At 65.9% G+C, this 24,617-nt stretch carries 12 protein-coding genes; 8 read left to right on the top strand and 4 right to left on the bottom strand.

The window, feature by feature from the left end; translation table 11 throughout:
• Positions 1-49: 49 nt before the first annotated feature.
• From styD to AC1Q7Q_RS36665, 3 genes are all read left to right on the top strand, one after another.
• On the top strand, positions 50-1,540 hold the full coding sequence (gene styD / locus AC1Q7Q_RS36675) for a phenylacetaldehyde dehydrogenase StyD (protein WP_492372990.1): 1,491 nt from the start codon (positions 50-52) through the stop codon (positions 1,538-1,540).
• 194 nt (positions 1,541-1,734) lie between these two features.
• Complete coding sequence (locus tag AC1Q7Q_RS36670) at positions 1,735-3,936, top strand: PQQ-dependent dehydrogenase, methanol/ethanol family (RefSeq protein ID WP_492372989.1); 2,202 nt, start codon at positions 1,735-1,737, stop codon at positions 3,934-3,936.
• Between the two features lie 145 nt (positions 3,937-4,081).
• The gene (locus AC1Q7Q_RS36665; RefSeq protein WP_492373050.1) at positions 4,082-6,112 is read left to right on the top strand and encodes a TonB-dependent receptor family protein; all 2,031 of its coding nucleotides are present in this window, start codon (positions 4,082-4,084) and stop codon (positions 6,110-6,112) included.
• 151 nt (positions 6,113-6,263) lie between these two features.
• Here AC1Q7Q_RS36665 and AC1Q7Q_RS36660 read toward each other — a convergent pair whose 3' ends face one another.
• From AC1Q7Q_RS36660 to AC1Q7Q_RS36650, 3 genes are all read right to left on the bottom strand, one after another.
• Positions 6,264-8,006: a ShlB/FhaC/HecB family hemolysin secretion/activation protein gene (locus AC1Q7Q_RS36660; protein ID WP_492372988.1), complete on the bottom strand. Its 1,743-nt coding sequence runs from the start codon at positions 8,004-8,006 to the stop codon at positions 6,264-6,266.
• 566 nt (positions 8,007-8,572) lie between these two features.
• A complete protein-coding gene (locus tag AC1Q7Q_RS36655; RefSeq protein WP_492372987.1) occupies positions 8,573-8,767 on the bottom strand; it encodes a hypothetical protein in 195 nt (64 codons plus the stop codon).
• Positions 8,768-9,287: 520 nt separating this feature from the next.
• Positions 9,288-17,483, bottom strand: a complete 8,196-nt coding sequence (locus AC1Q7Q_RS36650) for a hemagglutinin repeat-containing protein (protein ID WP_492372986.1) — start codon at positions 17,481-17,483, stop codon at positions 9,288-9,290.
• A 463-nt stretch (positions 17,484-17,946) separates the two neighbouring features.
• Between AC1Q7Q_RS36650 and mdtD the strand changes: the two genes are divergently transcribed.
• Entirely contained in the window at positions 17,947-19,335 is a 1,389-nt protein-coding gene (mdtD, locus tag AC1Q7Q_RS36645; RefSeq protein WP_254615955.1) for a multidrug transporter subunit MdtD, read from the top strand.
• Positions 19,336-19,342: 7 nt separating this feature from the next.
• Here mdtD and AC1Q7Q_RS36640 read toward each other — a convergent pair whose 3' ends face one another.
• Entirely contained in the window at positions 19,343-20,293 is a 951-nt protein-coding gene (locus AC1Q7Q_RS36640) for a LysR substrate-binding domain-containing protein (protein ID WP_492372985.1), read from the bottom strand.
• A gap of 95 nt (positions 20,294-20,388) precedes the next feature.
• Here AC1Q7Q_RS36640 and pcaH point away from each other — a divergent pair, with 95 nt between their 5' ends.
• The 4 genes from pcaH (at position 20,389) to pcaDC (ending at position 24,502) form a co-directional block, all read left to right on the top strand.
• Positions 20,389-21,114 carry a protocatechuate 3,4-dioxygenase subunit beta gene (gene pcaH / locus AC1Q7Q_RS36635; RefSeq protein ID WP_043355917.1) on the top strand — a complete coding sequence of 242 codons (726 nt, stop codon included), beginning with the start codon at positions 20,389-20,391 and terminating at the stop codon, positions 21,112-21,114.
• Positions 21,115-21,117: 3 nt separating this feature from the next.
• Positions 21,118-21,696 (top strand): protocatechuate 3,4-dioxygenase subunit alpha, encoded by a 579-nt coding sequence (gene pcaG, locus AC1Q7Q_RS36630; protein WP_492372984.1) that lies wholly within the window; start codon positions 21,118-21,120, stop codon positions 21,694-21,696.
• A gap of 107 nt (positions 21,697-21,803) precedes the next feature.
• Positions 21,804-23,180: a 3-carboxy-cis,cis-muconate cycloisomerase gene (locus AC1Q7Q_RS36625; RefSeq protein WP_492372983.1), complete on the top strand. Its 1,377-nt coding sequence runs from the start codon at positions 21,804-21,806 to the stop codon at positions 23,178-23,180.
• 119 nt (positions 23,181-23,299) lie between these two features.
• On the top strand, positions 23,300-24,502 hold the full coding sequence (gene pcaDC, locus AC1Q7Q_RS36620; RefSeq protein ID WP_492372982.1) for a bifunctional 3-oxoadipate enol-lactonase/4-carboxymuconolactone decarboxylase PcaDC: 1,203 nt from the start codon (positions 23,300-23,302) through the stop codon (positions 24,500-24,502).
• Positions 24,503-24,617: the final 115 nt, after the last annotated feature.

Genomic DNA, 24,617 nt, shown 5'->3' with positions numbered 1-24,617 from the left:
ACTTCGATCTCCATAACAAGGCACCAGCCAAGACCAACCGGAGACGAAGATGAATGCACCCAAGGAAGCCCGCAGCGGCCTGAACCAGGCCATCCGCAATGCCATGCTGATCGACGGCGAGTGGCGCCAGGCCGAGTCCGGCGAGACCTTCGCCGTGTTCGATCCCGCCACCGGCGAGGAGATCGCGCGCGTGCCCGCGGGCGGCGCGGCGGATATCGATGTGGCGGTGGCCGCGGCCGGGCGTGCCTTTGCCGGCGGCACGTGGCGCGCCATGATGCCGGCCCAGCGCGAGCGCCTGCTGCTCAAGCTGGCCGACCTGGTCGAGCAGCACGGCGACGAACTAGCCCGGCTTGAAACCCTTAACAACGGTAAGCTGCTGGCGTTCTCGCAAGGCCTGGAGGTGGGCGGCAGCGCGCAATGGCTGCGCTACATGGCCGGCTGGGCCACCAAGATCGAAGGCAGCACGCTGGACGTATCGGTACCGTTTCCCCCTGGCACGCGCTATAGCGCCATGACCCGGCGCTCGCCGGTCGGCGTGGTGGGCGCCATCGTGCCGTGGAATTTCCCCTTGCTGATGGCGGTCTGGAAGATCGCTCCGGCCTTGGCCTGCGGCTGCACCGTGGTGCTCAAGCCGGCCGAGGAAACGCCGCTCACCGCGTTGCGGCTGGCCGAGCTGGCGCTGGAAGCGGGCTTCCCGCCGGGCGTGCTGAACGTGGTGACCGGCGACGGCGTGCCCGGCGCGGCGCTGGTGGCGCATCCCGGCGTCAACAAGATTACCTTCACCGGTTCGACCGAAGTGGGGCGCCTAATCGGTGCGCGCTGCGGCCAGGATATCCGCCGCGTGTCGCTGGAGCTCGGCGGCAAGAGCCCGGTCATCGTGCTGGATGACTGCGATCCCGCGCATGCCATCCAGGGCGCGGCCGGCGCCATCTTCCTCAACCAGGGCCAGGTCTGCACGGCCGGCTCGCGCCTGTACGTGGCGCGCCGCCACTATGACCAGGTGGTCGAGGGGCTGGGCAAGGTGGCCAATGCCACGGTGCTGGGCTCCGGGCTCGATCCGGCCAGCCAGATGGGGCCGCTGGTGTCGTCGCGTCACCGCGACAAGGTCATGGGGCTGATCGGCACTGGGCGCAGCGAAGGCGCGGACATCGTCGCGGGCGGCACTGCGCTGGACCGCCCCGGCTATTTCGTGCGGCCCACCGTGGTGGCCAACGCCGCGTGCAAGGACCTGACGCTGGTACGCGAGGAAGTCTTCGGCCCGGTGGTGGTGGCTATGCCGTTTGACGACCCCGAGGCCGTGCTGGCCGAGGCCAACCGGTCCGAGTATGGCCTGGGCGCCAGCATCTGGAGCAACGACCTGCGCGCGGTGCAGCGGCTGGTCGATGGCCTGGATGCTGGCACGGTCTGGGTCAATACACACAACATCGTGGACCCCAACATGCCTTTTGGTGGATACAAGGCCTCCGGGGTCGGGCGCGAGCATGGCCGCTCCGCCATCGAGGCCTATACCGAGATCAAGTCGGTCTGCATGGCTTACTGAGCGGCATCGCCGCGCGTGGTGGGGGCGTTCGCTCTGCGGGTAATCCCGAGTGGGTAAAACCTACCCCTGCGGCCATTCTTAGGTCTGCTGCAATCCGGTGGCGCGACGGGCGATGTCCCTCGCGCCATTGGCCAGCCGCTGGCATAGAACCAGCCTGGCTTCCCCCGAAGAAGAAGTAAAAAAGAGGAGACACAATGAGCCAAGAACCCGAGCGGGTTATCTCCTGCTGGCCGCGCGTTGCGCAGCGCGCTGGCAATCAAGCAGGCCTGTCACGCAAGGTGGCAGTGCTGGTAGCGGGGCTGGCGGCGTTCTCGCTGGCGGCGGCGCAGGCCAAGCCGCCGGCCAAGGTGGCCAGCGCCGATCACATCCGTAGCGTCACCCGAAGCGTCGACGGCGCCTTCATCGAAGGCAACGCCGCCAAGACACCCGACTGGCCCAGCTACGGCCTGGACTACGCGGAAACCCGCTTCAGCCGGCTCTCGCAGATCAATGCCGACAACGTGAAGGACCTCGGGCTGGCCTGGTCCTACGATCTCGAATCCACGCGCGGGGTGGAAGCCACGCCGCTGGTAGTCAACGGCATCATGTACGTCAGCGCGTCGTGGAGCGTGGTGCATGCCATCGACACCCGCAGCGGCAAGCGCATCTGGACCTTCGACCCGAAGGTCGACAAGTCGATTGGCTACAAGGGCTGTTGCGACGTGGTCAATCGTGGCGTGGCGCTGTACCAGGGCAAGGTCTTTGTCGCCTCCTACGATGGCCGCCTGATCGCGCTCGATGCCGGCAGCGGCCGCAAGCTGTGGGAGAAGGACACCATCATCGACCGCACCCACTCGTACACCATCACCGGCGCGCCGCGGGTGTTCAAGGGCAAGGTCATCATCGGCAACGGCGGTGCGGAGTACGGCGTGCGCGGCTATATCACCGCCTACGATGCCGGCACCGGCGAGCAGAAATGGCGCTGGTTCACCGTGCCCGGCGACCCCAGCAAGCCGTTCGAGGACGAGTCGATGGCCAAGGCGGCCAAGACCTGGGACCCGGCCGGCAAGTACTGGGAAGCCGGAGGCGGCGGCACCGCATGGGACACGCTGGCCTTCGACCCCGAGCTCAACCTGATGTACGTGGGCACCGGCAACGGCTCGCCCTGGTCGCGCAGCAAGCGCAGCCCGGCCGGCGGCGACAACCTTTACCTGGCCTCCATCGTCGCGCTGGATCCGGATACCGGCAAATACGTCTGGCACTACCAGGAGACGCCCGGCGACAACTGGGACTACACCTCCACCCAGCCCATGATCCTGGCCGACCTGAATATTGGCGGCAAGGCGCGCAAGGTCATCCTGCACGCGCCCAAGAACGGCTTTTTCTTCGTCATCGACCGCACCAACGGCCAGTTCATCTCGGCCAAGAACTTCGTCGATGTGAACTGGGCCAGCGGCTACGACCAGAACGGACGCCCGATCGAGCTGCCGGAGGCACGCGCCACCGACAAGCCCTATGACGCCATCCCCGGGCCCTACGGCGCGCACAACTGGCATCCGATGTCGTTCAACCCGCAGACCGGCCTGGTCTACCTGCCCGCGCAGCATGTGCCGCTCAACCTGATGGACGACAAGAATTGGACGTTCAACGGCAAGCAGCCCGGCCAGCCGCACGGCAACGTGGGGTGGAACACGGCGAAGTTCCTCAATGCAGAGCCGCCCACCAGCCAGCCCTTCGGGCGCCTGATCGCCTGGGACCCGGTGCAGCAAAAGGCCGTCTGGACGCAGGAGCAGGTCTCGCCGTGGAACGGCGGCACGCTCACCACCGCCGGCAACCTCGTGTTCCAGGGCACGGCCGATGGCCGCTTCATCGCCTACAACGCCGCCACCGGTGCGAAGCTGTGGGAGTCGCCCACGGGCACCGGCGTGATCGCGGCGCCCGTGAGCTATCTGGTGGACGGCAAGCAGTACGTGTCCGTCGCCGTCGGCTGGGGGGGCGTCTACGGGCAGGCCCAGCGCGCCACCGAGCGCCAGGGGCCGGGCACGGTCTACACCTTTGCGGTTGGCGGCAAGGCGCCCATGCCCGCGTTCGTGCAGTACCGCGCGGGTGAACTGCTGTCGGGCGTGAAGTACGACCCGGCCAACGTCGCGGCCGGCACGGCGCTCTACGTCAGCAACTGCGTGCTCTGCCATGGCGTGCCCGGTGTGGACCGCGGCGGCAATATTCCCAACCTCGGCTATATGAATACCGCCTATATTCAAAATCTCGACAAGTTCATCTTCAAGGGACCCGCCATGGCGCGCGGCATGCCAGACTTCACCGGCAAGCTGAGCGCGGACGATGTCGAGAAGATCAAGGCATTTATCCAGGGCACCGCAGACGCCATCCGGCCCAAGGCCCAGGCAATGGCCAAGTAGCAACCGGGCAGGTCGCCCGCGCAGCAGCAAAGGAAGCAATCAACAAACTCAGGGCAGGGATATGGCAGGCAACAAGGGCGGTGGGCGAAGCAGGAAACCGGTTTCCGCAGAGGCTTCGCACCGCCTGTGCTGCCTGGCGGCGGCGATGCTTACCGCCGCGCCCGGCGCGGCTTTTGCCGAGGAAATGCTGCCGGACGTGGTGGTGAGCGTCAGCCGCGCCGAGCAAAAGCGCTTTGACGCGCCGGCCGCAATCGACAGCGTTCCCGTCGATTCGCTGAGCACGCCCAGCCCATTGATCAATCTGTCTGAGCTGTTGCCGCTCGTGCCCGGCGTGGCTGCGCGCGAGCGGCAGAATTACGCGCAAGACCTGCAGCTTGCGGTGCGCGGCTTCGGCAGCCGCTCCACATTCGGTGTGCGCGGCGTGCGGCTGTTCGTGGACGGCATACCAGCCACCATGCCGGACGGGCAGGGCCAGGCCTCCACCGCCGATCTCACCAATGCCAGCCGCATCGAGGTGTTGCGCGGCCCCTTTGCCCAGCTCTACGGCAATGCGTCGGGCGGTGTCGTGCAGATTTTCACGCCCGATCCACCCAAGGCGCCGATGGCGCGCGCCACCACCGGGTTCGGCTCCGACGGGCAATGGATGGCCGGCGTGACGGTGGGCGGCGGCAACGACAAGATCGGCGGCGTGCTGGATGCATGGACGTTCGAGACCGACGGCTACCGCGACCACAGCGCGGCCCGGCGCCGTCAGCTCAACGCCAAGGTGGTGGCAGAGCCGGTCACCGGCACCCGTGTCACGCTGTTGTTCAACGCCTTCGACCAGCCCCAGGCGCAGGACCCGCTCGGCCTCACGCGTGCCCAGGCCGACGCCAACCCGCGCCAGGTCGTGCCGCTGGCCACCCAGTTCAATACCCGCAAGACCGTCCGGCAGAACCAGGGCGGCGTGCTGGTCGAGCAGCGCCTGAGCGAGCAGGACAACCTTGAATTCCGCCTCTATGGCGGCACCCGCGAGCTCACCCAGTACCTGGGCTTCAGCGGCATCGCGCCCTCGTCGGCGGGCGGCATCGTGGATATCGACAGATCCTACGGCGGCGGTGCGATGTCCTGGCACCACAACACCACGGTAGCCGGACTGCCGTTGCTATGGAGCGCCGGCGTGGACGCCGACGGCATGCGCGACGCGCGCACCGGCTTCGTGAACCAGAACGGCACGCAGGGCGCGCTGCGCCGCGACGAAACCGACAAGGCCGGCAGCCTGGGCGCCTTCGCCCAGTTCGACTGGACCTGGAATCCCTCCTGGCGGCTGGTCGGCGGCGTGCGCGCCAGCCAGGTCAAGCTGCGCATCGACGATCATTACATCACCGCCGCCAGCCCCGACGACAGCGGCACCGCCACCTACAACAACGTCAGCCCGGTGCTCGGCGTGGTCTGGCAGGCGGTGGACTCGCTCAATGTCTACGCCAACCTTGGCCGCGGCTTCGAAACCCCGACGCTGACCGAAGTCGCCTACGGCCGCGGCGGCATCGGCACCAACCTCGGGCTGCAGCCCTCCACCAGCCGCCAGGGCGAGATCGGCGTCAAATGGCAAGGCAAAGGGCAACGGCTGGAAGCCGCGGTGTTCGACGCCGGCAGCCACAACGAGATCGTGCCGCTGTCCAACGACAACGGCCGCTCCGTCTACCAGAACGTCAACGGTGTGCACCGGCGCGGTCTGGAGCTGGGATGGCGCGGCACCTACGGCCCCGGCGAGCGCTACGGCACCGGCCTGGCCTACACCTGGCTCGACGCCTATTTTGGCGACGCCTTTCGCAATGCGCAGGGCGCAACGGTAGCCTCTGGCAACCGCCTGCCCGGCACCGCTCGCCACAGCCTGTTCGCCGAGGCCACGTACAAGCCGGTAGCCGACCTCACGCTGGGCGTGGAGATGCGCGTGGAAGGGCGCGTGTTCGCCGACGACCTCAACACGCAATATGCGCCGGGCTATGCCACCTTCAACCTGCGCGCCGGCTATAACTTCCGCGTGGGGCGCATGCGCTGGTATGCCTATGGCCGCATCGACAATATTGCCGACCGGCATTACATCGGGTCGGTGATCGTAAACGAGAGCAATGGCCGGTATTTCGAGCCGGCGCCGGGGCGGCGGTTTTTTGTGGGGCTGCGGGCGGAGATCTGAGCGGTGGCTGGGCTGTTCGCCCAGCAAGCGTGCGATCAGGATGCTGCTTGCATCGGCACCAGACGGCATTCCAACGCGCGGCCATGTGTCCTTGAAATGCTCGGGCTATCGTCAAGTCACAGGCGGGCATGCGCAGCCGGGGTGGTCTGGCCTAAAACTCAACGCCGATCTGCGCCGCGATATTGGGCGTGTGCGTGCGGAAGAACGCAGGCTTCCTGAGCGGCCTGCCGAGCGTCACCTCGTAGGTCAGGGCGGCGTAGCCACCCATGGCCCAGCGCCCGCGCGCCCCGATCACGGCACCCATCAGCGTCTGGCCCACCAGGAACCCGGCGGATGGGCCGCTGACATGTCCCATGTCCAAGCCCACGAAGGCTTCCTGGCCCGTATTGGCAAGTTGCCAGGCCAGGTCGTTGCGCCAGGTGATGCCGCTCTCGGCGGCAAGGGTGAGTTGTTCATCGAAACCGCGCACTGAGTAGCGGTTGCCGATGACGAAATAGTCGGACGGCAAGATGCGGGTGCGGGCGTACTGCATGCGCAGGCTGCCCTGGTAGCGCAAGCGCTCCCCGGCGACCTGGAATGGCACCATCAGGCCGGCATTCGCCAGCACGATCTCCGACTTGCCATCCCAGCCGGGCTCGCCCAGCACAAAGCCAGGCGACCTGGAGTGCGCGGGCAGCGACGCGCGCCATGCCGCGCCGACATCCAGCACCGTGTTGCCGAGGTACTGACGGTGCGCGGCGCCGGTCTCGAAGCCGACGAAATCGCGGTGCTGCACGGCGATGTCGATGCCGTCCAGCGTGGAGCTGGCGGTCTTGCGGAACACCTTGGCATACAGGCTCGTCTTGCCCGAAGTATTGCGCAACGGCACGTAGCCAAGTCCTGCCTCGATCTGCGTGCTGCGCCCGCCGTAGACGATATCGCCCTCGAAACCCGCCACCGTCTGGTGGTAGCGCGACTGGTTGGCGTTGAAGAAGGCGTTCCAGTAACCGAAGGGAATGCTGTAGTTGATCGCCGAAGAGCGGGTCCCCGCCGCGCCGTTGCCGGCATTGGCATTGGTGCTGCCGGAGAGGGTGAGGCTGTCGTAGAGGAACAGTGGCGAGTCCACCGTCAGCGTGCCGCCCATCTGGTAGCGCCCGGTGTTATCCAGTCCGGCGTTATCGCCCGTCACGAGGACATGCCAGCGCTTGCCGGTGCCCGGCTTGATGATCAGTTCCGTGTCGCCGGGGTTCTCGCCAGGGACCAGATCGATGCCGGCATCGGCCTGCCCCTGCAGGCGACGCATGTTCTCCGTGCCCTGGTCAAGGTCGCGCTGGTTCACCAGCCCGCCGGGGCCGGTGGGCAAGACCATGCGCCACCAGCCGGGCGCACCCTCGGCCCTGACACCAGAGAGGCGTCCCGCCACCACGCGCAGTCGCAATTCGCCGCTGGCGAGATTCTGCTCCGGGATCACCACGCGCGTGGTCATGTAGCCTTGGGCGAGCAGCCGCGCCGAAAAATAGTCCTGGATGGCCTCCAGCCCCTTGCCCCCAACGCATTGCGTGGGCAGGATGCCCGCCTCGGCCTGGAGCCATGCAAAGTCCTCGGCACCCTCCCAACGCACCATCCCAATGCGGAAGCAGGGCGACTCGGCAGGCAGGATCAGCGGTCCCGCGATGCCCGCATTGGCGGGGGAGGTCGTCAGCACATCGGGGCGGGCCAAGGCACGCTCGCGCGCGGCCTCCTGTTGCTGTTCCTGGCGGCGCTCGATGGCGGCGTTCGGGGTGACAGGCGGGAAGGCGGGCGGGAAAGCAGGCAGGGCCTGGGCAACCGCGAGCGTGGGCAGCGTCAGGATGAGCGGGGCAAAAGGAGGGACGCCACGCGCCTTGCGGCGCGCGTTGCGGAAGTTCATCGGCATGGATTGACGCGGCTTACATGTCAGGCAATTCGACGCGGAGGCTGAGGATCTGGTCGCGTTAAATCGCTATACGTTAATGAGGGATGCAATCGAGTGCGCAGAAAACACACACATTGAAGATCTGCGAGCGAGAATAAACAGACCAGATCTTCGCGGTATCGAAAGGCGATGCCGGTGTGAAAAAATAAACCAGATCATTTTCTCCACTCCAGATTTCAGATGGCATTGTTGACGCCAGCGCTGCTGGCCTCGTTGCCAACGCCTTCATCACGCAAGCGCTACTGCATGAGTGAGGCTGGACTATGCCAAGGCCAGACGGACGATACCGAGTTTTTGTGCTGATTGAAATCGGACAAATCCGAAAATGGATGGTGAAAATTCCTATTCAATCGATTCGGAGCTGAATTTGGCTAGGTGCTGGATAGTCTGTGGCCGTCGAGGAGGCATTGCTGGTAGGCCTGCTTCTGCAGGCGGCAAGTCACTTGCCGACGACGCATTGGGTGGGCAATTTGGCGCGATAGGCTTGTCCGTAGTCGACGTAAGGGCTGACCGAGCCAGGTTGATGATTACAGCACCCGCTGTCCATATATCCACTCGATACTGCCGTATGGAGCGACACGATTGAGGTCATCCAGCATCGTTCGTGCGCTTACCGCGTCGCCTTTGACAAACTTCGCATAGGCCGCGCCATGGAACAAGGCTTCCGTGAGCACAGCTAGGGCGAGGGTTTTTTCCGAGAACGGTACGTGGTTCTTTGTCACGAGAGTCCTTGATAGGTTGATGTTTGCACGCCTGGTGGCGGTAAGTGGGACGGCGGCCCCAGAGGTATGGCGTCTATTCTGCGAAGACCGGAGACGGAGGTGCCGGAAGTCCGACACAAAGGTGGCCGACTTCCGGCTGGCCACGTGGCTGTTGGTATGCGAGATGCCCTCGCTGGCCGAGTTTCCCTTCGCCCTGGAAGGGGGGCTGAGACGCCGAAGCCGGTATTGCCTTGGTCAAGGCCGTGCGATGCGTCGACTGTGGACTTTTTCATGCCGGCTCGCGAATCCACGAAGGCCATCTATGATTTTTTTCTTTCAAGAATCTCTATTATTAATCTCCCGCGTCTTCTTCCACGCGTATAAGAACCAAAGTGCAAATACTATCGTCCAAATCAGGCATAGACCAGACACAAGATAGTAGTGCTTGCGCGTGACGTTGAAGCCGAGAAATTTAAATATGGTGAGTGGAATCAACATAATCCAGGGGTAAAAAATACCTTGAAATGCGATCCATATTTTTTCAATTTTTTTCATTTTTTTGTTTCTGTGGAGGGGTGAAAGAAGATCCTAAACCCTGAGCCACGTTGCCAACTCCAAATCCGATAAGAGGGGCCGTCATACTTGGCTTCTGAAGTAGAGCCGGGACGCTTGAATTCACATACGTTGGAAATAACGTTGTTAGGCTTTTTTGAGCGCGAGCCCCAACCTTTGCGCCAAATGATCCGAAGCCGTAACCCACTGTTGCAGCACCCAAGAGACTATTCGTGTCTCCATAGAGTATGTTCTGGAACTGAGCGTTTGCTATGGCATTAACGCTGCCCAATACGGCATTGCCGTACGCTCCAGAATTCATGCCTATTGGTGTCAGAATTGCACCACTGACCGTTGCCATCGCTGTTTGTCCTGGCCGAATACTCCCGGTTAGGAAGATCTGTCCTACCATATCCATCGAACCACTCACAATACCGCCAATTCCTGCGGCTGAAGTACATGCGGTGGGATTGATTGTGCAGGCAGTTGCGGTACTTGTCACTAAGCCGGGAACGGTTGTCGCGATAGCGGGCCCTGTTGCCAGCAGCGCTGCACCACCAACTACATTGACTACGGCACCGGCGAGCCTACTTCTCTCGGCATCGCTCATTGCCCCGGTGGTTGCCGCTTGAATAGCTCCCGGTTGCTTGAGTCCATTTGTGTAGTAGAACGCGGCTGAATCGCCCAATGTCTTACCGTACATAGTTGCATCGTTCTTCTGCGACGGGGGCGTATAGAACATATAGCCCGGTCCACTTGCACCATCTGCTGGCAGCATTCCATGTGCCTGACTGAGAAATGCGCGCGCGCCAGCATCCTCCTCGCCGCCCACGCCCGCTTGGACTTGCCGGAATCCCTGCTGCGCAAGGCGCATTTCTGCGTCCGATTCGGAGATACCTTGTTGCTTTGCGAAAGCCTTGGCATTGTCCTTGATCCACTTCTGTTCATCCGGATGCAACTGCCGATTGAACCGATCCACATTCGCTGCCGTCGCCGCCCCCGATCCGCCACCCACAATCGCACCAAAGCCACCCGCTGCGATATTGGCCGCCACGTTGCCGAGCGCTTCATTCAACCCGGCGTTGCCGGTATCGATGCTCTCTGACGCCGCATTGCCAAGTGCTTGAAGCCTGGGCGCGGCCAGCGACGATGCGCCCGCGCCTGCGGCGCCGGCCAGCGCGTTGCCGCCACCCAGGCCCGCAACAAGCGCGCCGCCTGCGGCGTGCAGCGCCGCGCGGTAGTCGCCGCCTTCCTCCCAGTTTTTCGCGTCGGCAAGGTACTTGTTTTCCAGTTCGGTATCCCCGGCGTCGCGGGCGGCCTTGGCATTCGCACGGGCTTGCTTCTCCTTGGTGCCGGCGATGTCGCCCACTGTCTTGGCTACCGCCTCGCCGGCGGCCTGGGCAGCGGCCATCGTGTCGGACTGTTTGTCCAGTAGCTGTTCCAGGTCGGGGTTCTTGCCGACCGTGCTGTTGGTGCCGGCGGTGTCCCGCTTCAGGCTGGCCAGGTCCTGCTTCTGGTTGGCCTGGTCGTTGATGGTGATGGTGCCTTCGGCGATTGCGCTGCGTGCGACGCCGTCCTGGCTGCCGCTCTTGTGCTGGGGAATCATCGGGTTGATGCCGCCGGTGTTCTTGCCGGAGGTCTGGCCGCTGTTGCTCTGGCCATTGGGTGCGCCAAATGCGCCGCCTGCGGAGAGGCCGGCGGAAGTTGCGCTGTAGTCGGAGTGGTTGGCGATGTCGGTCCAGGTGAGCGTGCCGGTGGTCAGGTTGTTCTTGTCCTTGCCTGCCTCGCTGGCGATGATTGCGCCCTTCAGGTCGGTATTGCCCTTGACGGTGATATCGAAGCCGTCCTTGCCGGCATGGATGCCGGACTGTTCGCTGACGTTGGCATAGCTGCCATTGGCCTTGCCCTTGGACGCTGAGAAGCTGGCGGACCCGCCGCCCTGGCTGATGCTGAAGCCGCCGCTCATGCTTTCCTGCCTGGCGTGCATCTCTTCGGTGTCCTGGCGGCTGGCGATGTTCAGGTTGCCGCCCACGTCTGCGATCACCTTGCTGCCACTGACCGTGGCGCCGAGGATGTTGGTGTCGTTGCCGGAGGCAAGGGTGACGGACTCCCGGCCGCTCACGTGGCTGTTGGCTTGCGAGACGCCCTGGCTGTCCGAGTTGCCCTTCGCCTTGGAGGCGGAGGCCGATACGCCGAAGCCTTGCGCCCCATACGACACGCCGACGCTGGCGCTGCTGGACTTGTTGGTGCTGTGGCTCTCGTTGGTTTCGGTGGCCGAGACGATATTGATATCGTGCCTGGCTGCCAGCGCCACCTTGTTGGCGTCGATGTTCGAGCCGGCGATGTTGAGGTTGCCTGCCGTCTGGTTGCCGTTGGCATCCACGCCCGTTGCGACGAAGGCCGCGGTGCCGCCTGCCGATACGTTGGCGCCGTTGTGGCTGGTGGCGTCCTGCGTCATGGTCTGCTTGCCCTGGCTGGTGCCCCAGGAGAGCGTAACGGCGGCGCCTGCCAGCGGGTTGCCGCCGGCCTGCGCCAATGCGCTGCCGGTGTCGGCAATGTCGCGCGCGGCGGCGATCCCCCACAGTGCGGAGGCGCGGCCGTCCTGGCTCTGACTGGCCGAGTTGATCTTGTTCCCGGCGGCGATGGCCGCGCCGATGGCGCCACCCGACACGCCCAGCGTGAAGCCGCTTTGCTTGACCTCGTGGGTTTCGTCGTGGTGCTGGCGGTTCTGCGCGGCTTGGATGTTGACATCCGCGCCCACGCCCGTGATGTCCTGCCTGGCGATCAGGTTGCTTCCGGTGACGGTAAGGGTGCTGCCCGCGTTCATGCGGACGCTGCCGTCCGTGCTGCCGACCAGGCTGCCCACCTGCTGCGTGCCGTTGTCGTTGGTGGTGTCCTTCTGGGCGCGGTTGCCGTACGAGAGGCCGGAGCCGGTGGCGCCGAACCCCGATTTCTTCTCTTCCTTGTAGGTGTAGGCGGACGAGGTGGTCTCGGTGGTGCCGATGGTCAGGTCGCGCCCTGCGCCAAGGTTCACGTCGTGCGTGGCCGCCACGGTGCTGCCCGCGACGGCCAGGTCACGTCCTGCCGCCATGGCCACCGTGTCGCCGGAGAAGGTGCTGCCGAGCGCCTCGGTCTGGCTGTTGGCATCGATGGTATGGGTGGACTTCTTCGATAGGAAGCCGCTTTCCTGGTAGGCGTGCTCGTCGCGTACGGAACTCGATGCCTGACCAGCCTTGACGTTGATGTCACGTCCCGCGCCCACGGTCAGCGCGCCGTCCGCGCTAACATACGCGGCGGTGGCGTTCACATCGCGCCCGGCGCTCAGGGTGGTGTTCTTGCCTGCCGTGACCTGCGCGCCGATTTCCGCGCTGCGCGATACCGCTGCATTGTTTCTTGCGTCTTTGTAGAGGTGTTCTGATTCGCTGACCTCGACCGTGCCAAGGTGGATATCGCGGCCTGCCGCCATGCCCAGGCTGTCGATGGCCTGGATGTTCGCGGCCTTGGTGTTGATGTCGCGCCCGGCCACGAAGGTGGCGCTGTCTGCCGCCACGCTGGAGATGCCCGCGATCACGGTGCGGCTGCCCGCGAGGTTGCCGCTGCCGCCGGCGCCGGAGGCGGTGGTGGTGGTCAGGTTGATGTCGCGGCCAGCCGTGGCTGCCAGTTGGCCCGTCGTGATATGTCCGGCGAGATTGTTGATGTCCTGCCTGGCGCTCAGCCCCATGACGCGCGCCGACAGCGCGCCGCTGTTGTGGATATTGGCCGCGTCGATCAGCGTCACGCCGCGGCTGGCGATGGTGCCCGTGTTCTTCACGTCGCCATCGGTCTGGATCACGGTATCGCGCGCGGCCATCAGGGTGCCGTCACCCTTCAGGTCGCCCGCGCGCACCTTCAGGTAGACCTGGGGCACCAGCACGCGCTGGGTGGTGCCGTCCTTCAGGGTGACCGTCTTCTCGACCAGCCACACGATGTCGGTGGTGAGCGCGCGCATCTGGTCCGCCGTCAGCCCGGTGCCCACGTTCAGGTGGAACTGCTTGCCGAACTCGACGCCTGACTGCATCAGCGCCTTGTATTGCGCCTCGTTGTCGGTGTAGTCGCCCACGAAGCGCTGGCCGGTTCCCAGCATCACGGCATCGGCCACGAGGCGGGCTTCATAGTAGCCGTCGCCCAGGCGCTTAAGCACGTGGGTGGGGTCCTGGCCCAGTTGCGTGAGCATGACATCGCTGGATAGCCACTGGCGCTGGTTGGTGAAGCGCGGGTCGGTCTCGATCAGGTAAGGCGTGCCCGGCTCGCCGCGAATCTTGAAGAGCGCATTGTCGGGCATCGCCAGCGACGGCGAGACGGCCCGGATGACGTCGCCGCCCAGGCGGCCACCGGCCTCCGTGCCGAGCGAGATCTGCGTAAGCGTCGGCGCGGTGGCGATAGGGCCGGTGCCGGTCTTGTCCGCCACGATCGTGCCAGTGCCGTTCACAACCTGGTAATCCAGCGCTTCACCCTTGGCGAGCTGGGTCGGAATTTCCAGATGTACCGCTGGCACGTCCATGTTGTCGTAGCAGCGGCCGCGCTTGCATGGGCGGGTGTATTGGCTGGTGCCGGTTGTATCCTCGATGCGCGTCGCATCGTACGCAAGGTTGTTGACCGCGCCGCTGCCGCCACCGGCAGCAAGCGTGCCGCCAACGAGAATCTGGCTCTTGTCGTTGGTGACCGCGCCGGTGAAGCTGGCGTTGCCGCCCACCAGGATGCGGGCGGGATCGGTGTGGGCGACAACCTCGTCCTGCACACGGGTGTCACGCCGTTCGATGGTCCAGGACTTCACCAGCCGGCCCTGATAGTCGCTGTTGAACGCCTGGATCTTGCCATTCAGGGCTTCGTAAAGCGGTTTGCTGGCGGCTTTTGCGGCCTGGTAGGCAACCAGATCGGCCCTGTATTGCGTATGGCAGGCCACTGGCGATCCATCCGCACAGGGTGAGGGTAGGGGAGGCAGCGCGCCGGGCGGGGCCATCCCGAATTTGTTCCAGATGGGGTCGTCAGCCTTGTAGACAAAATGATCGGCTTCCAGGCTGCCATTCGCGTCCGGCGCGAACGGCAGCATTGCCAGGCCCACGGGCCAGTTTGGACCGGACGAGCGGCTGTCGCTCTGTCCCGGCGTGCCATCGGACTGGCGCGCCCAGTCGAACGGGGGGCCAAACACGCTGAAGGGGTACTGCGCCGAAGGCAGGACCAGGCGCTTGTAGTCGTCATCGCCGAGGTAGGCCAGGTCATCGCCGTGGCTGGCGATGTGGCCAAATATGGCACCCGATGCCGTTGGCAGCACGAGCATCGCAGTGCTTGGGTCGATTTTCTCGGCGCTGCCATTGAGCCGATAATAGAACGCATGCACTGTCCCGGTATCGGTGCGCTCGGTGCGGAAGTGGTCGTTGCGGTTGGCAAGGGCGGCAACGTTGAAGTTGGCGCTGCCCGCCACGTCGATGGTGGCCGAGGCATTGGTGAGCGCATCGGCCTGGCCGGTTGCCTTGCCGCTGGTATCCAGCGCGCGGCCCACGTTCAGGTCTTGCGACGAGTAGACCAGCGCGTGCTCGCGGTTGACGATCTCCGGGGCACCCAGCTCGATGCCGCCGCTGCGCGAGGCGATCACGGCCCCCTGGCCGGTGGCGGGGTGGATGTCGTTCAGGATATGCCGGCCGGCGCCGATGGCCACCGAGTCGCCATAGATGCGGTCGATGTTGGTGACGGTGGTGCCGGCCAGGATGCGCACGGCGCCACCGTCGATGAGGCCCTTGTTGAGCACCGCCTGATCGGCGCGGACAGTGTTGGAGGCCCGCCCGGACAGCTCGCCCGCGTTGGTGACGTTGCGCCCGTGGAGGTCGGCGTTGCGGCCTGCCACCAGCTTGCCATCATTGGTGAGATCGCCGGCGGCATTGCCCTGGGCATCCTCGATCAGGATGTTGAGATCGCGCGCCGCGGTCACCGTGCTGGTGTTATGGAAATCGGTTTGCAGGATCGCGGTGACGTCACCCGCATGGGATTGCAGCGCGCCATCCCCGGTGAGGCTGTCGCCCTTGATGCCCAGCGCCTGGTTGGCGGCAAGCAGGCCATCGGTGTTGGTGATGGCCTCCACATTGAGCTGCGTCGTGCCTCCGGCGGTGACTTCGCCACGGGTGTTGCCGAGCGTCGCGGCATCGGCGTCAAGCGAGGCATCGGCGCGCAGCGCGCCCTGGGCATTGTCGATGGCATGGGCGGCCAGCCTGACGTTGACGCCCTCCATGCCCTTCGGGGCTGCGTCGGTGCCGGAGAGCGTGTCGCGGTTGAGGATGGTGCCCGCCTGCGCGTCCAGGGTGCCACCGGCATGGATGAAGCCCGCCGTGTTGTCGAGGGTAGCGGCGATGCGCACCGTTGCATCGCTGTTCGACGCGACCTCGCCGTCAGTGTTGGTGAGGCTGTCGCCGGTGATGGCCAGCGGGCCGCCTGCCACGATCTTGCCGCTGGTGTTGTCCAGCGCCCCGGTCACCCGTAGCTTGTCTTGTACCGACCCGATGACGCCGCCGCGATTGACGGTGCTGACGGCCGCGACAGTGGTGGCGCCGGTCCCGGCGATGGTGCCGCCGGTGTTGTCCACGGCCTGCGCCGCGCCCACGCCGAGTGCGCTGCCACTGGTGATGGCACCATCCTGGTTCCGGATGTTCGCGCCCCGGACGGCTCCACCATGGACGCCCCCGACGATGGCGCCGCCGCGATTGTCCACGGTGCCGCCGGCGTTGACCTGTACGGCATTGGCTTCCAGCCGTGCGTTCTGGTGGCCGATGTTGCCCGCCGCCGACAGATAGGCGGTGCCGTGCGCAACGACTTTGCCGTTCGACAGTTCCAGCGTGGGGGCCGACAGCTTGGTGTCGGCGCCGGACACGATGGTGCCATGGGATTGGATGGCCGTGCGCGCGGCAAGATGGGCCGTGCCCGCGCCGGTCACGTTGGCATGGGCATCGACGCCCGCGCCGATGGTGCCGCTGTTGGCGATGCGGTCGGCCTGGGCCAGCAGATCCGTGCCGGCGGCCAGGGTGCCGCTGTTGCTCAGTTGTCCCGGCGTGGCCGCGGCAATGCCGCCGTGCGTGGTGATGGTGCCCGCGTTGCTGATGTTGGCGCCGGTGACGGAGGCGCTGCCATCGGCTTGCAGGCGGCCACCTGGCACGATATGCACGTCGCCGTTGTTGTCCACCACGATGTCGCCCGAGCCGGCGGTGACGCCGCCGCCGAGGTGAAAGCCGACACCGCGTTCCGTGCCGATCAATTTGACCGCCCCGCTATACATGGAGCTCAGCGCCGAGGCATCGAGCGCGAACTGCGGGGCAGGGCCGTTGCCCGCTTGCGCGGTGGCGTTCAGGGTTTCATAGCCGACCTGGTTGGCACCCGCGACCACATTCAGGTGCCTGGCCCACAGTTGCGCATTGACGTGGATCGAGCGCGCCAGCAGATCGACCTGCGCCTGCGGGCTGGACAGGCCTTGTCCGCCGATGCCGATGCTGCCGCCCCGCACGTCGAAGCCGGCCAGGCTGCCATCGGCGCTGAACACCGGACGTCCGGTGGAAAGCGTGAAACGGTCCGCGTTGATCGCCCCGCAGCCCGAGCAATGCAACCCCGCCGGATTGGCCAGGATCAGGTTGGCGCGATTGCCGGCGATTTCTTGTGCGCCAAGCAATCGGGAGGGGTTCGGCTGGGTGACCTGGACCACGATGTTGCCGGCGTGCCCGTTGCCGAGCATCATGTTTCCCTGGACCCAACCCGCAATCTGCGTCTGGCTGTTTGCCCCGCTGTTATTCAGTACCACGCCGGACGGGCCGACGTTGTACTGAATGAAATGACTCACGCTGGTGCCGCCGTTACGGTTGGGCGGGGGGATGTTCACGACTGGGACGCCATTGGCCGCCACGCCCACCACTGGACGCTGCCCTGGCACATTTTTGTCCACCTGAATCGGCAAGGATTGCGCGTGCGCCGAGTGGTCCAGCAACACCGGCAAGCCCATCATCGAGGCAATCAACGCGGTGAGCCATAGCACCGGCACGAAGGCCGAGCCTTGGCTGCTGCGTTCGGCGTTGCCTTGACGGCCCTTGCCGCGCCCCGCGGCATGTTCCGGTACTGCGACCAGCATGCCGCGCACAGCGTTGAAAACCAAGCGATGGATATTCTTGTTCATCCTGCGTGTCGAGAGAAGTCGGGTATGCAAGCGCGTTGACGCTTGAGCGAGGCTGGACCAAGCCCAGGCCAGACGTAAGATACCGAGCCGAGATTCGGATTGAAATCGGACAGGTACGAAAATGAAGCAGGAAATTTCCGAAGCGCCGATTCAATCCCGCCTGAGTGGAATGGCATTGAGCGCTGAATGGCCGGAGGCCGCCGGGCGCCGCTTCTGGCAGGCGGGTCAGCCTGACTTCAGCCGGCGGATGGCGGCCTGGCCTGGCCTGTGGCTGGAGCCGCGCGGTCCCGGAATTGGAATTCGTGCGCGTCACCATCAGGCTCCGCTACACTGCAACGGTACGCGACCCAGCGGGTCTTCCCGGCGCACCTGCGTTCCGGGGGGGCCGCCCATCCCGATGCAAGACACGCCTCTTCCCACCACCGCCGCCGCCGTTGCCACCGACGACCGCACCCGCAGGATCATGCTGTGGGTGGTCGCCATCGGTTTCTTCATGCAGACGCTGGATTCCACGATCGTCAACACGGCATTGCCTTCGATGGCCAGGAGCCTGGGGGAGAGCCCGCTGCGGATGCAGTCGGTGATCATTGCCTACTCGCTGACCATGGCGGTGATCATTCCGGCGTCGGGCTGGCTGGCGGACCGCTTTGGTACCCGCACCATCTTCCAGACGGCCATCGTGCTGTTTGTCGTTGGCTCGCTGGCTTGCGCCTATTCCAATAGCCTGACGTGGCTGGTGGTCTCGCGGGTGGTGCAGGGCGTGGGTGGCGCGATGTTGCTGCCGGTGGGGCGGCTGGCGGTGCTGCGCACGTTCCCGCGGGACCAGTACCTGCAGGCGCTCAGCTTTGTGGCGATTCCGGGCATGGTGGGGCCGCTGATCGGGCCGACGCTGGGGGGCTGGCTGACCCAGACCTTTTCCTGGCACTGGATCTTCCTGATCAATGTGCCGGTGGGGCTGCTAGGGGGGCTGGCCACCATGCGCTACATGCCCAACGCGCGCCTGCACGGGGTGGCGCCGTTCGACCTGAGCGGTTACCTGTTGCTCGCGATCTCGATGCTGACGATTTCGTTTTCGCTGGATGGCCTGGCGGAGCTTGGCTTCGAGCATGCCACCGTGCTGATGCTGCTGATTGCCAGCATGGCTTCACTCACGGCTTACGTCCTGCACGCGTCGCGGCGGCGGCGGCCGCTGTTTGCGCTGCGGCTGTTTCGCATCCATACCTTCAGCGTGGGGCTGCTGGGCAACTTGTTTGCGCGCATCGGCAACGGCGCCATGCCGTTCCTGATCCCGCTGACGCTGCAGGTCAGCCTGGGTTACTCGCCGTTCCAGGCGGGCATGATGATGCTGCCGATCACGGCGGCGGGCATGGCGTCCAAGCGGCTTGCCACGAGCCTGATCGAGCGTCATGGCTATCGCAAGGTGCTGGTCACCAATACCTTTCTCGTGGGGCTGGCGATGGCGTCGTTCGCGCTGATCTCGCCCACCCAGCCGCTGGCGCTGGTACTGGTGCAGCTGGCGCTGTTCGGGATGGTCAATTCGATCCAGTTCACCGCCATGAACACGGTCACGCTGAAGGACCTCGGCACGGCCGGGGCCAGCGGCGGCAACAGCCTGCTGTCGATGGTGCAGATGCTGTCGATGAGCCTGGCGGTGACGTCGGCCGGCGCGTTGCTGGCGACCTTCCAGGGCACCTTTGGCCGCCACGGCGCCACCAGCGCGCTGCCGGCGTTCCATGCCACGTTTATCTGCGTGGGGCTGATTACCTCGGCCTCTGCGTGGATCTTCCTGCAACTGTCGCCGGACGTGGCCCGTCCGGCCGGCAAGGGCGTCGAGGACGCGACGGAGATGTAGCCGCCGGCTATGCCCTCGTTTTGCCAGCCAGCCCGTGCGAGCGTGCCGCGGCGCGCTCGCGCAGGTCCTGCACAAAGGCCTCGGCGGCGGCGCCGAGCTCGCGGCCGCCCTGGCGCAACAGCCCGACCGGTTCCTCGCTGCCTTGGCCGGAGATGGGCAGCAGCACCAGTTCGCCGCTTTCCAGCGCCTGGCGCATGGCGCAGCGCGGCGCCAGCCAGATGGCGTCGGATTTCAGGGCGACCAACTGGCCCAGGTAAGCGTCCGAGGTCTCTAGCACACCCGGTGGCAGCATGAAGCCGTGCCGGGCCAGCAGGCTCTCGGCGCTGTGCCGTGGTGCCGAGCCTTGCGCGGGGACCACCAGCTGGCAAGCCATGATCTCCGTCAGGGAAGGGGGCGCTTTCGCCAGCGCGTGGCCCTTGCGCACGGCGAGCAGCAGTGGCTCGGCGTCCAGCATTTCAAACCAGAGTCCCTCCATCACCGTCGGATTGTCCATGCGGCCGATGGCGATATCGAGCACGTCGGCCTTCAGCCAGTCGATCAGCGTGCGGTTCATGCCCGTCTGCACCGCCAGGCCCACGTCCGGATGCGTGCGGCGAAAGGCCAGCACGGCTTCCTGCAGCAGGTCGGGCACGACGCTGGGCAGGGCGCCGACGCGGATGTGCTCCAGGCCCGCGGCGTGCGCACCGGTCACGCTGACCGCGGCTTCGTCCAGGTCTTCCAGCACGCGCAGGGCGTGGCGCAGGAAGCGCTGGCCCAGCTCGGTCAGCTCGGTGCCCGCCCGGCCGCGGGCCAGCAAACGTGCGCCAAGCAGCGCTTCCAGCTCGGTCAGGGTCTTGGATACGGCGGGTTGGCTGAGGCCCAGCTGCTCCCCGGCCTGGCCCAGGTGCTGGGTTTGCGCCACGGCCACGAAGCAATGCAGGTGGCGCAGGCGGACACGGTTGCGGAAGGGCGGCAGCATATCTAAAAGTTATGCAAATAGTCAAAAAACTCAATATACATGCGCCGTGACTGCAAATAAAGTAATGAAAATTCCACCCCACGGAGACACGTATCATGGCCGACTCGCCCATCAAGCTGCCGCCAGGGCTGGCGCAATATCGCCGCCACTACTGGGACACCCAGCCGGAATACCGCTTTGACCCCTACGGTTCCACAGCGCTGCGCTCGCCCAACGAGCCGCTGGTGGCGCTGAACCAGACCCTGTCCGAGGTCACCGGCCCGCTGTTCGGCGCCGAGTTCGTGCGCAACGGCGACAGCGACCTTACCGCCGGCCACGCCGGGGAACCCATCGGTGAGCGCATCCTGGTCAGCGGCCGCGTGCTCGATGAAAACGGCCGTCCCGTGCCGAACGCGCTGATCGAGGTCTGGCAGGCCAATGCCGCTGGCCGCTACGTGCACAAGCGGGACCAGCACGACGCGCCGCTCGATCCCAATTTCACCGGCGAAGGCCGCGCGGTGACCGACGCACAGGGCCGTTACCAGTTCAAGACCATCAAGCCGGGCGCCTATCCCTGGCGTAACCACCACAACGCCTGGCGGCCGCAGCATATCCATTTCTCGCTGTTCGGCAACGCCTATGCCACGCGGCTGGTGACGCAGATGTATTTCCCGGGCGACCCGCTGCTCGCCTTCGATCCCATCTTCAATTGCGTGCCCGACGCCAAGGCGCGCGATCGCCTGGTGTCCACCTTCGACTGGGAAACCACGGTCCCCGAGTACGCGCTCGGCTACCGTTTCGATATCGTGCTGCGTGGCCGCGATGCCACGCCGATGGAGTAAGCCATGTTGTACGCCACCGCATCCCAGACCGTTGGACCCTACCTGCATATCGGCCTGTCCGGCCTTGACCGCGCCGACCTGACCGCCGAGGCGCCGGCACTGACGGGCGAGCGCATCGTGATCGAAGGCCGCGTGATCGACGGCAAGGGCGATCCCGTGCCCGACGGCATGGTCGAAATCTGGCAAGCCAACCCGGCCGGCCGCTACCGCCACCCCGACGATGCGCGCGACGGCGCCGAGACGGCGCTGGTGCCTGGCTTCACCGGTTTTGGCCGGCTGCCGACCGGGCCCGACGGCAGCTTCCGCTTCGTCACCGTCAAGCCAGGCCCCGTGCCCGGCCCCGACGGCCGGCCGCAGGCGCCGCATATCGTCGTCTCGCTGTTCATGCGCGGCCTGCTCAAGCACTTGTCCACGCGCCTATACTTCCCGGACGAAGCGCAGGCCAACGCCCGCGACTGGGCGTTGTCGCAGGTGCCCGCCGCGCGCCGCCACACGCTGGTGGCGCAGCAGACAGGCGCAGGCAGGCTGCAATGGCAGGTAGTGCTGCAAGGCCAGGACGAGACGGTCTTCTTCGACATCTGATCCCGCGCGCAGCCATTGCCAGCGCGCCCGCGCTGAACCAAGCCCCGGCGCCGGGCCCATCGTGGCCCGGCGCTGGGGTTTTTCCATGCCGATGCGAACCTCTTTCGATGCCGACTTCATCCCGACTGACCGACCCGATGTTCGGCAGCGCCGCCACGCTGGCCGCTTTCTCCGATACGGCAACCGTGCAGCGCATGCTCGATTTTGAAGCCGCGCTGGCGCGCGCCGAAGCCAGCTGCGGGGTCATCCCCGTGGACGCCGCCGAGGCGATCGCCGCCACCTGCCGCGCCGGCGAGATCGACTTCGACGCGCTGGCCGCCGCCGCCGTGGCAGGCGGCAACCTTGCCATTCCTCTGGTCAAGCAGCTCACCGCCCGCGTGGCCGCGCGCGACGCGCAAGCCGCGCGCTACGTGCACTGGGGCGCCACCAGCCAGGACGCGATCGACACCGGCATGGTGCTGCAATTGCGTGAAGCCTTGCAGGCGGTCGACGCCGATCTCAAGGCCCTTGGCCATGCCTGCGCGGCGCTCGCCACGCAGCACCGCGACACGCCGATGGTGGCGCGCACCTGGCTGCAGCACGCGCTGCCCACCACCTTTGGCCTCAAGGCCGCCGGCTGGCTCGATGCCCTGCGCCGCGACCTGCGCCGCCTCGACACCACGCGCACGCAGGCCGCCACGCTGCAATTCGGTGGCGCCGCCGGCACGCTGGCTAGCCTGGGCGCCGAGGCGCCGGCAGTGGCAACGGCGCTTGGCCGCGCGCTCTCGCTGGCGGTGGCGCCCACGCCCTGGCATGCCTACCGGGACCGCATGGTCGAGGTAGCCACCACGCTCGGCATGCTCACCGGCACGCTGGGCAAAGTCGCCCGCGACGTGTCGCTGATGATGCAAACGGAAGTCGCCGAGGTCGCGGAGCCCACCGGCCCCGGGCGCGGCGGCTCCAGCACCATGCCGCACAAGCGCAACCCGGTTGGCTGCGCCGCCGTGCTCACCGCCGCCGTGCGCGTGCCGCCGCTGGTGGCGACCATGCTGGCCGGCATGGTGCAGGAGCACGAGCGCGCGCTGGGCGGCTGGCAGGCGGAATGGGACACCTTGCCGCAAATCGTCACGCTGGCAGCAGGGGCATTGCGGCAGATGCTGGAAGTGGTGGGAGGATTGCAGGTGGATGCCGCGCGCATGCGCGCCAACCTGGGTGTGACGCACGGGCTGATCCTGGCGGAAGCCGCCATGCTGGAACTCGGCGGCAAGATTGGCCGGCTGCCCGCGCATCACCTGGTGGAAGGCGCCTGCCGGCGGGCCGTTGCCGAAGGCACGACATTGCGCGAAGCCCTGGGCGCGACCCTGGCCGAGGACGCAGCGCATGCGGGGTTGATGGATGCGGCGGCGCTGGACCGGGTTTGCGATCCGGCCAATTATGCCGGGCAGGCAGCGGGATTCGTCGATGCGGTCCTGGCGGCCTGGCGGCAGGAAGCTGGCCAGCATTGAGCGTCCCGGGAACCCAGCCACAGGCGCTTGAGGGACACACGAAGAACACACGAAGAACACACGAAGAACACACGAAGAACACGTAACTGAATCGCAAACCGAATTCTCTGGAGACCACCTTGCCCTTCATCACCCACGCCGGCAACCGCCTCTTCTACACTCTGGAAGGCCCGGCATCCGCGCCCGTCCTCATCTTCTCCAACTCGCTGGGCACTGACCACACCATGTGGGCGCCGCAGGCCGAAGCGCTGGGCCAGCAATTCCGCATCCTGCGCTACGACACCCGCGGCCACGGCCAGTCCGCATTGCCCCCGGGCCCGAGCAGCGTGGCGGAACTGGGCAGCGACGTCATCGCCCTGATGGATGCCCTGCAGATCCAGAAGGCCGCCTTCTGCGGCTTGTCGATGGGCGGCCTCACCGGCATGTGGCTGGGCGTGAACGCACCGCAGCGCTTTACCCGCATCGTGCTGGCCAACACCGCGCCCAAGATCGGCACGCCCGAGGCGTGGAACACGCGCATCGAAGGCGTGCTGCGCGACGGCATGACGCCGCTGGTTGAAGGCTCGTTGCAGCGCTGGTTCACGCCTGCCTTCGTCAGCGCCGCCGGCAATCAACTGGACGACCTGCGCCAGGTGCTGACCGGCCTCGATGCCCGGGGCTATGCCGCCAACTGCGCCGCGGTGCGCGACGCCGACCTGCGCGAAGCGGTCAAGACGATTCCCGTGCCGGTACTGGTGATTGCCGGCAGCGCGGACCCGTCCACGACCGCGGCGGAAGGGCGCGCCCTGGCCGACGCCATTCCGGGCGCGCGTTATCTCGAACTGGAAGCGGCCCACTTGTCCAACCGCGAACAGCCCGCGCGCTTCACCGAGGCATTGCTGGACTTCCTGGGCGACGATGCGCAACAACCCGCCAGCCGCCCCGCCAACGATGGCGAGCGCTACCAGGCCGGCCTGGCCGTGCGCCGCGCGGTGCTGGGCAGCGCCCACGTGGATCGCTCGCTGGCCAAGCTCAACCCGCTGACCGAAGAGTTCCAGAACCTGATCACGCGCTATGCATGGGGCGAGATCTGGACGCGCGAAGGCTTGCCGCGCCATTCGCGTAGCTTGATCACCATCGCCATGATGGTGGCGCTTAACCGCGGCGAAGAGCTCAAGCTGCATTTGCGCGCCGCGGCTAACAACAAGGTTAGCCGCGACGAGGTCAAGGAAGTGCTCTTGCAGACCGCTATTTATTGTGGCGTGCCGGCGGCTAATTCGGCTTTTCATATGGCGGAGGAGGTGTTTGCTGAGGAGGATTTGAAGGGGTTGAAGGGTTTGTAAGCGGCGGTGGCATCTTGCACCCAAGGTGCCATACGATATCGCTCTGCGGGGTTGGTCGCTGTTTGTTTGAGCGGCGTTGGCTCTTGCACCCAAGAGCCATACGACATCCCCCTGC

The sequence above is a fragment of the Cupriavidus sp. GW823-FHT07A04 genome, from assembly GCF_058794615.1.
Note: the sequence above shows the minus strand (reverse complement) of the source record. Positions and strands in the feature narration are given on the sequence as shown.

Coding starts and splice junctions, on each gene's coding strand:
- styD (WP_492372990.1), top strand. CDS start 50: ATGAATGCACCCAAGGAAGCCCGCAGCGGCCTGAACCAGGCCATCCGC.
- AC1Q7Q_RS36670 (WP_492372989.1), top strand. CDS start 1,735: ATGAGCCAAGAACCCGAGCGGGTTATCTCCTGCTGGCCGCGCGTTGCG.
- AC1Q7Q_RS36665 (WP_492373050.1), top strand. CDS start 4,082: ATGCTTACCGCCGCGCCCGGCGCGGCTTTTGCCGAGGAAATGCTGCCG.
- AC1Q7Q_RS36660 (WP_492372988.1), bottom strand. CDS start 8,006: ATGCCGATGAACTTCCGCAACGCGCGCCGCAAGGCGCGTGGCGTCCCT.
- AC1Q7Q_RS36650 (WP_492372986.1), bottom strand. CDS start 17,483: ATGAACAAGAATATCCATCGCTTGGTTTTCAACGCTGTGCGCGGCATG.
- mdtD (WP_254615955.1), top strand. CDS start 17,947: ATGCTGTGGGTGGTCGCCATCGGTTTCTTCATGCAGACGCTGGATTCC.
- AC1Q7Q_RS36640 (WP_492372985.1), bottom strand. CDS start 20,293: ATGCTGCCGCCCTTCCGCAACCGTGTCCGCCTGCGCCACCTGCATTGC.
- pcaH (WP_043355917.1), top strand. CDS start 20,389: ATGGCCGACTCGCCCATCAAGCTGCCGCCAGGGCTGGCGCAATATCGC.
- pcaG (WP_492372984.1), top strand. CDS start 21,118: ATGTTGTACGCCACCGCATCCCAGACCGTTGGACCCTACCTGCATATC.
- AC1Q7Q_RS36625 (WP_492372983.1), top strand. CDS start 21,804: ATGCCGACTTCATCCCGACTGACCGACCCGATGTTCGGCAGCGCCGCC.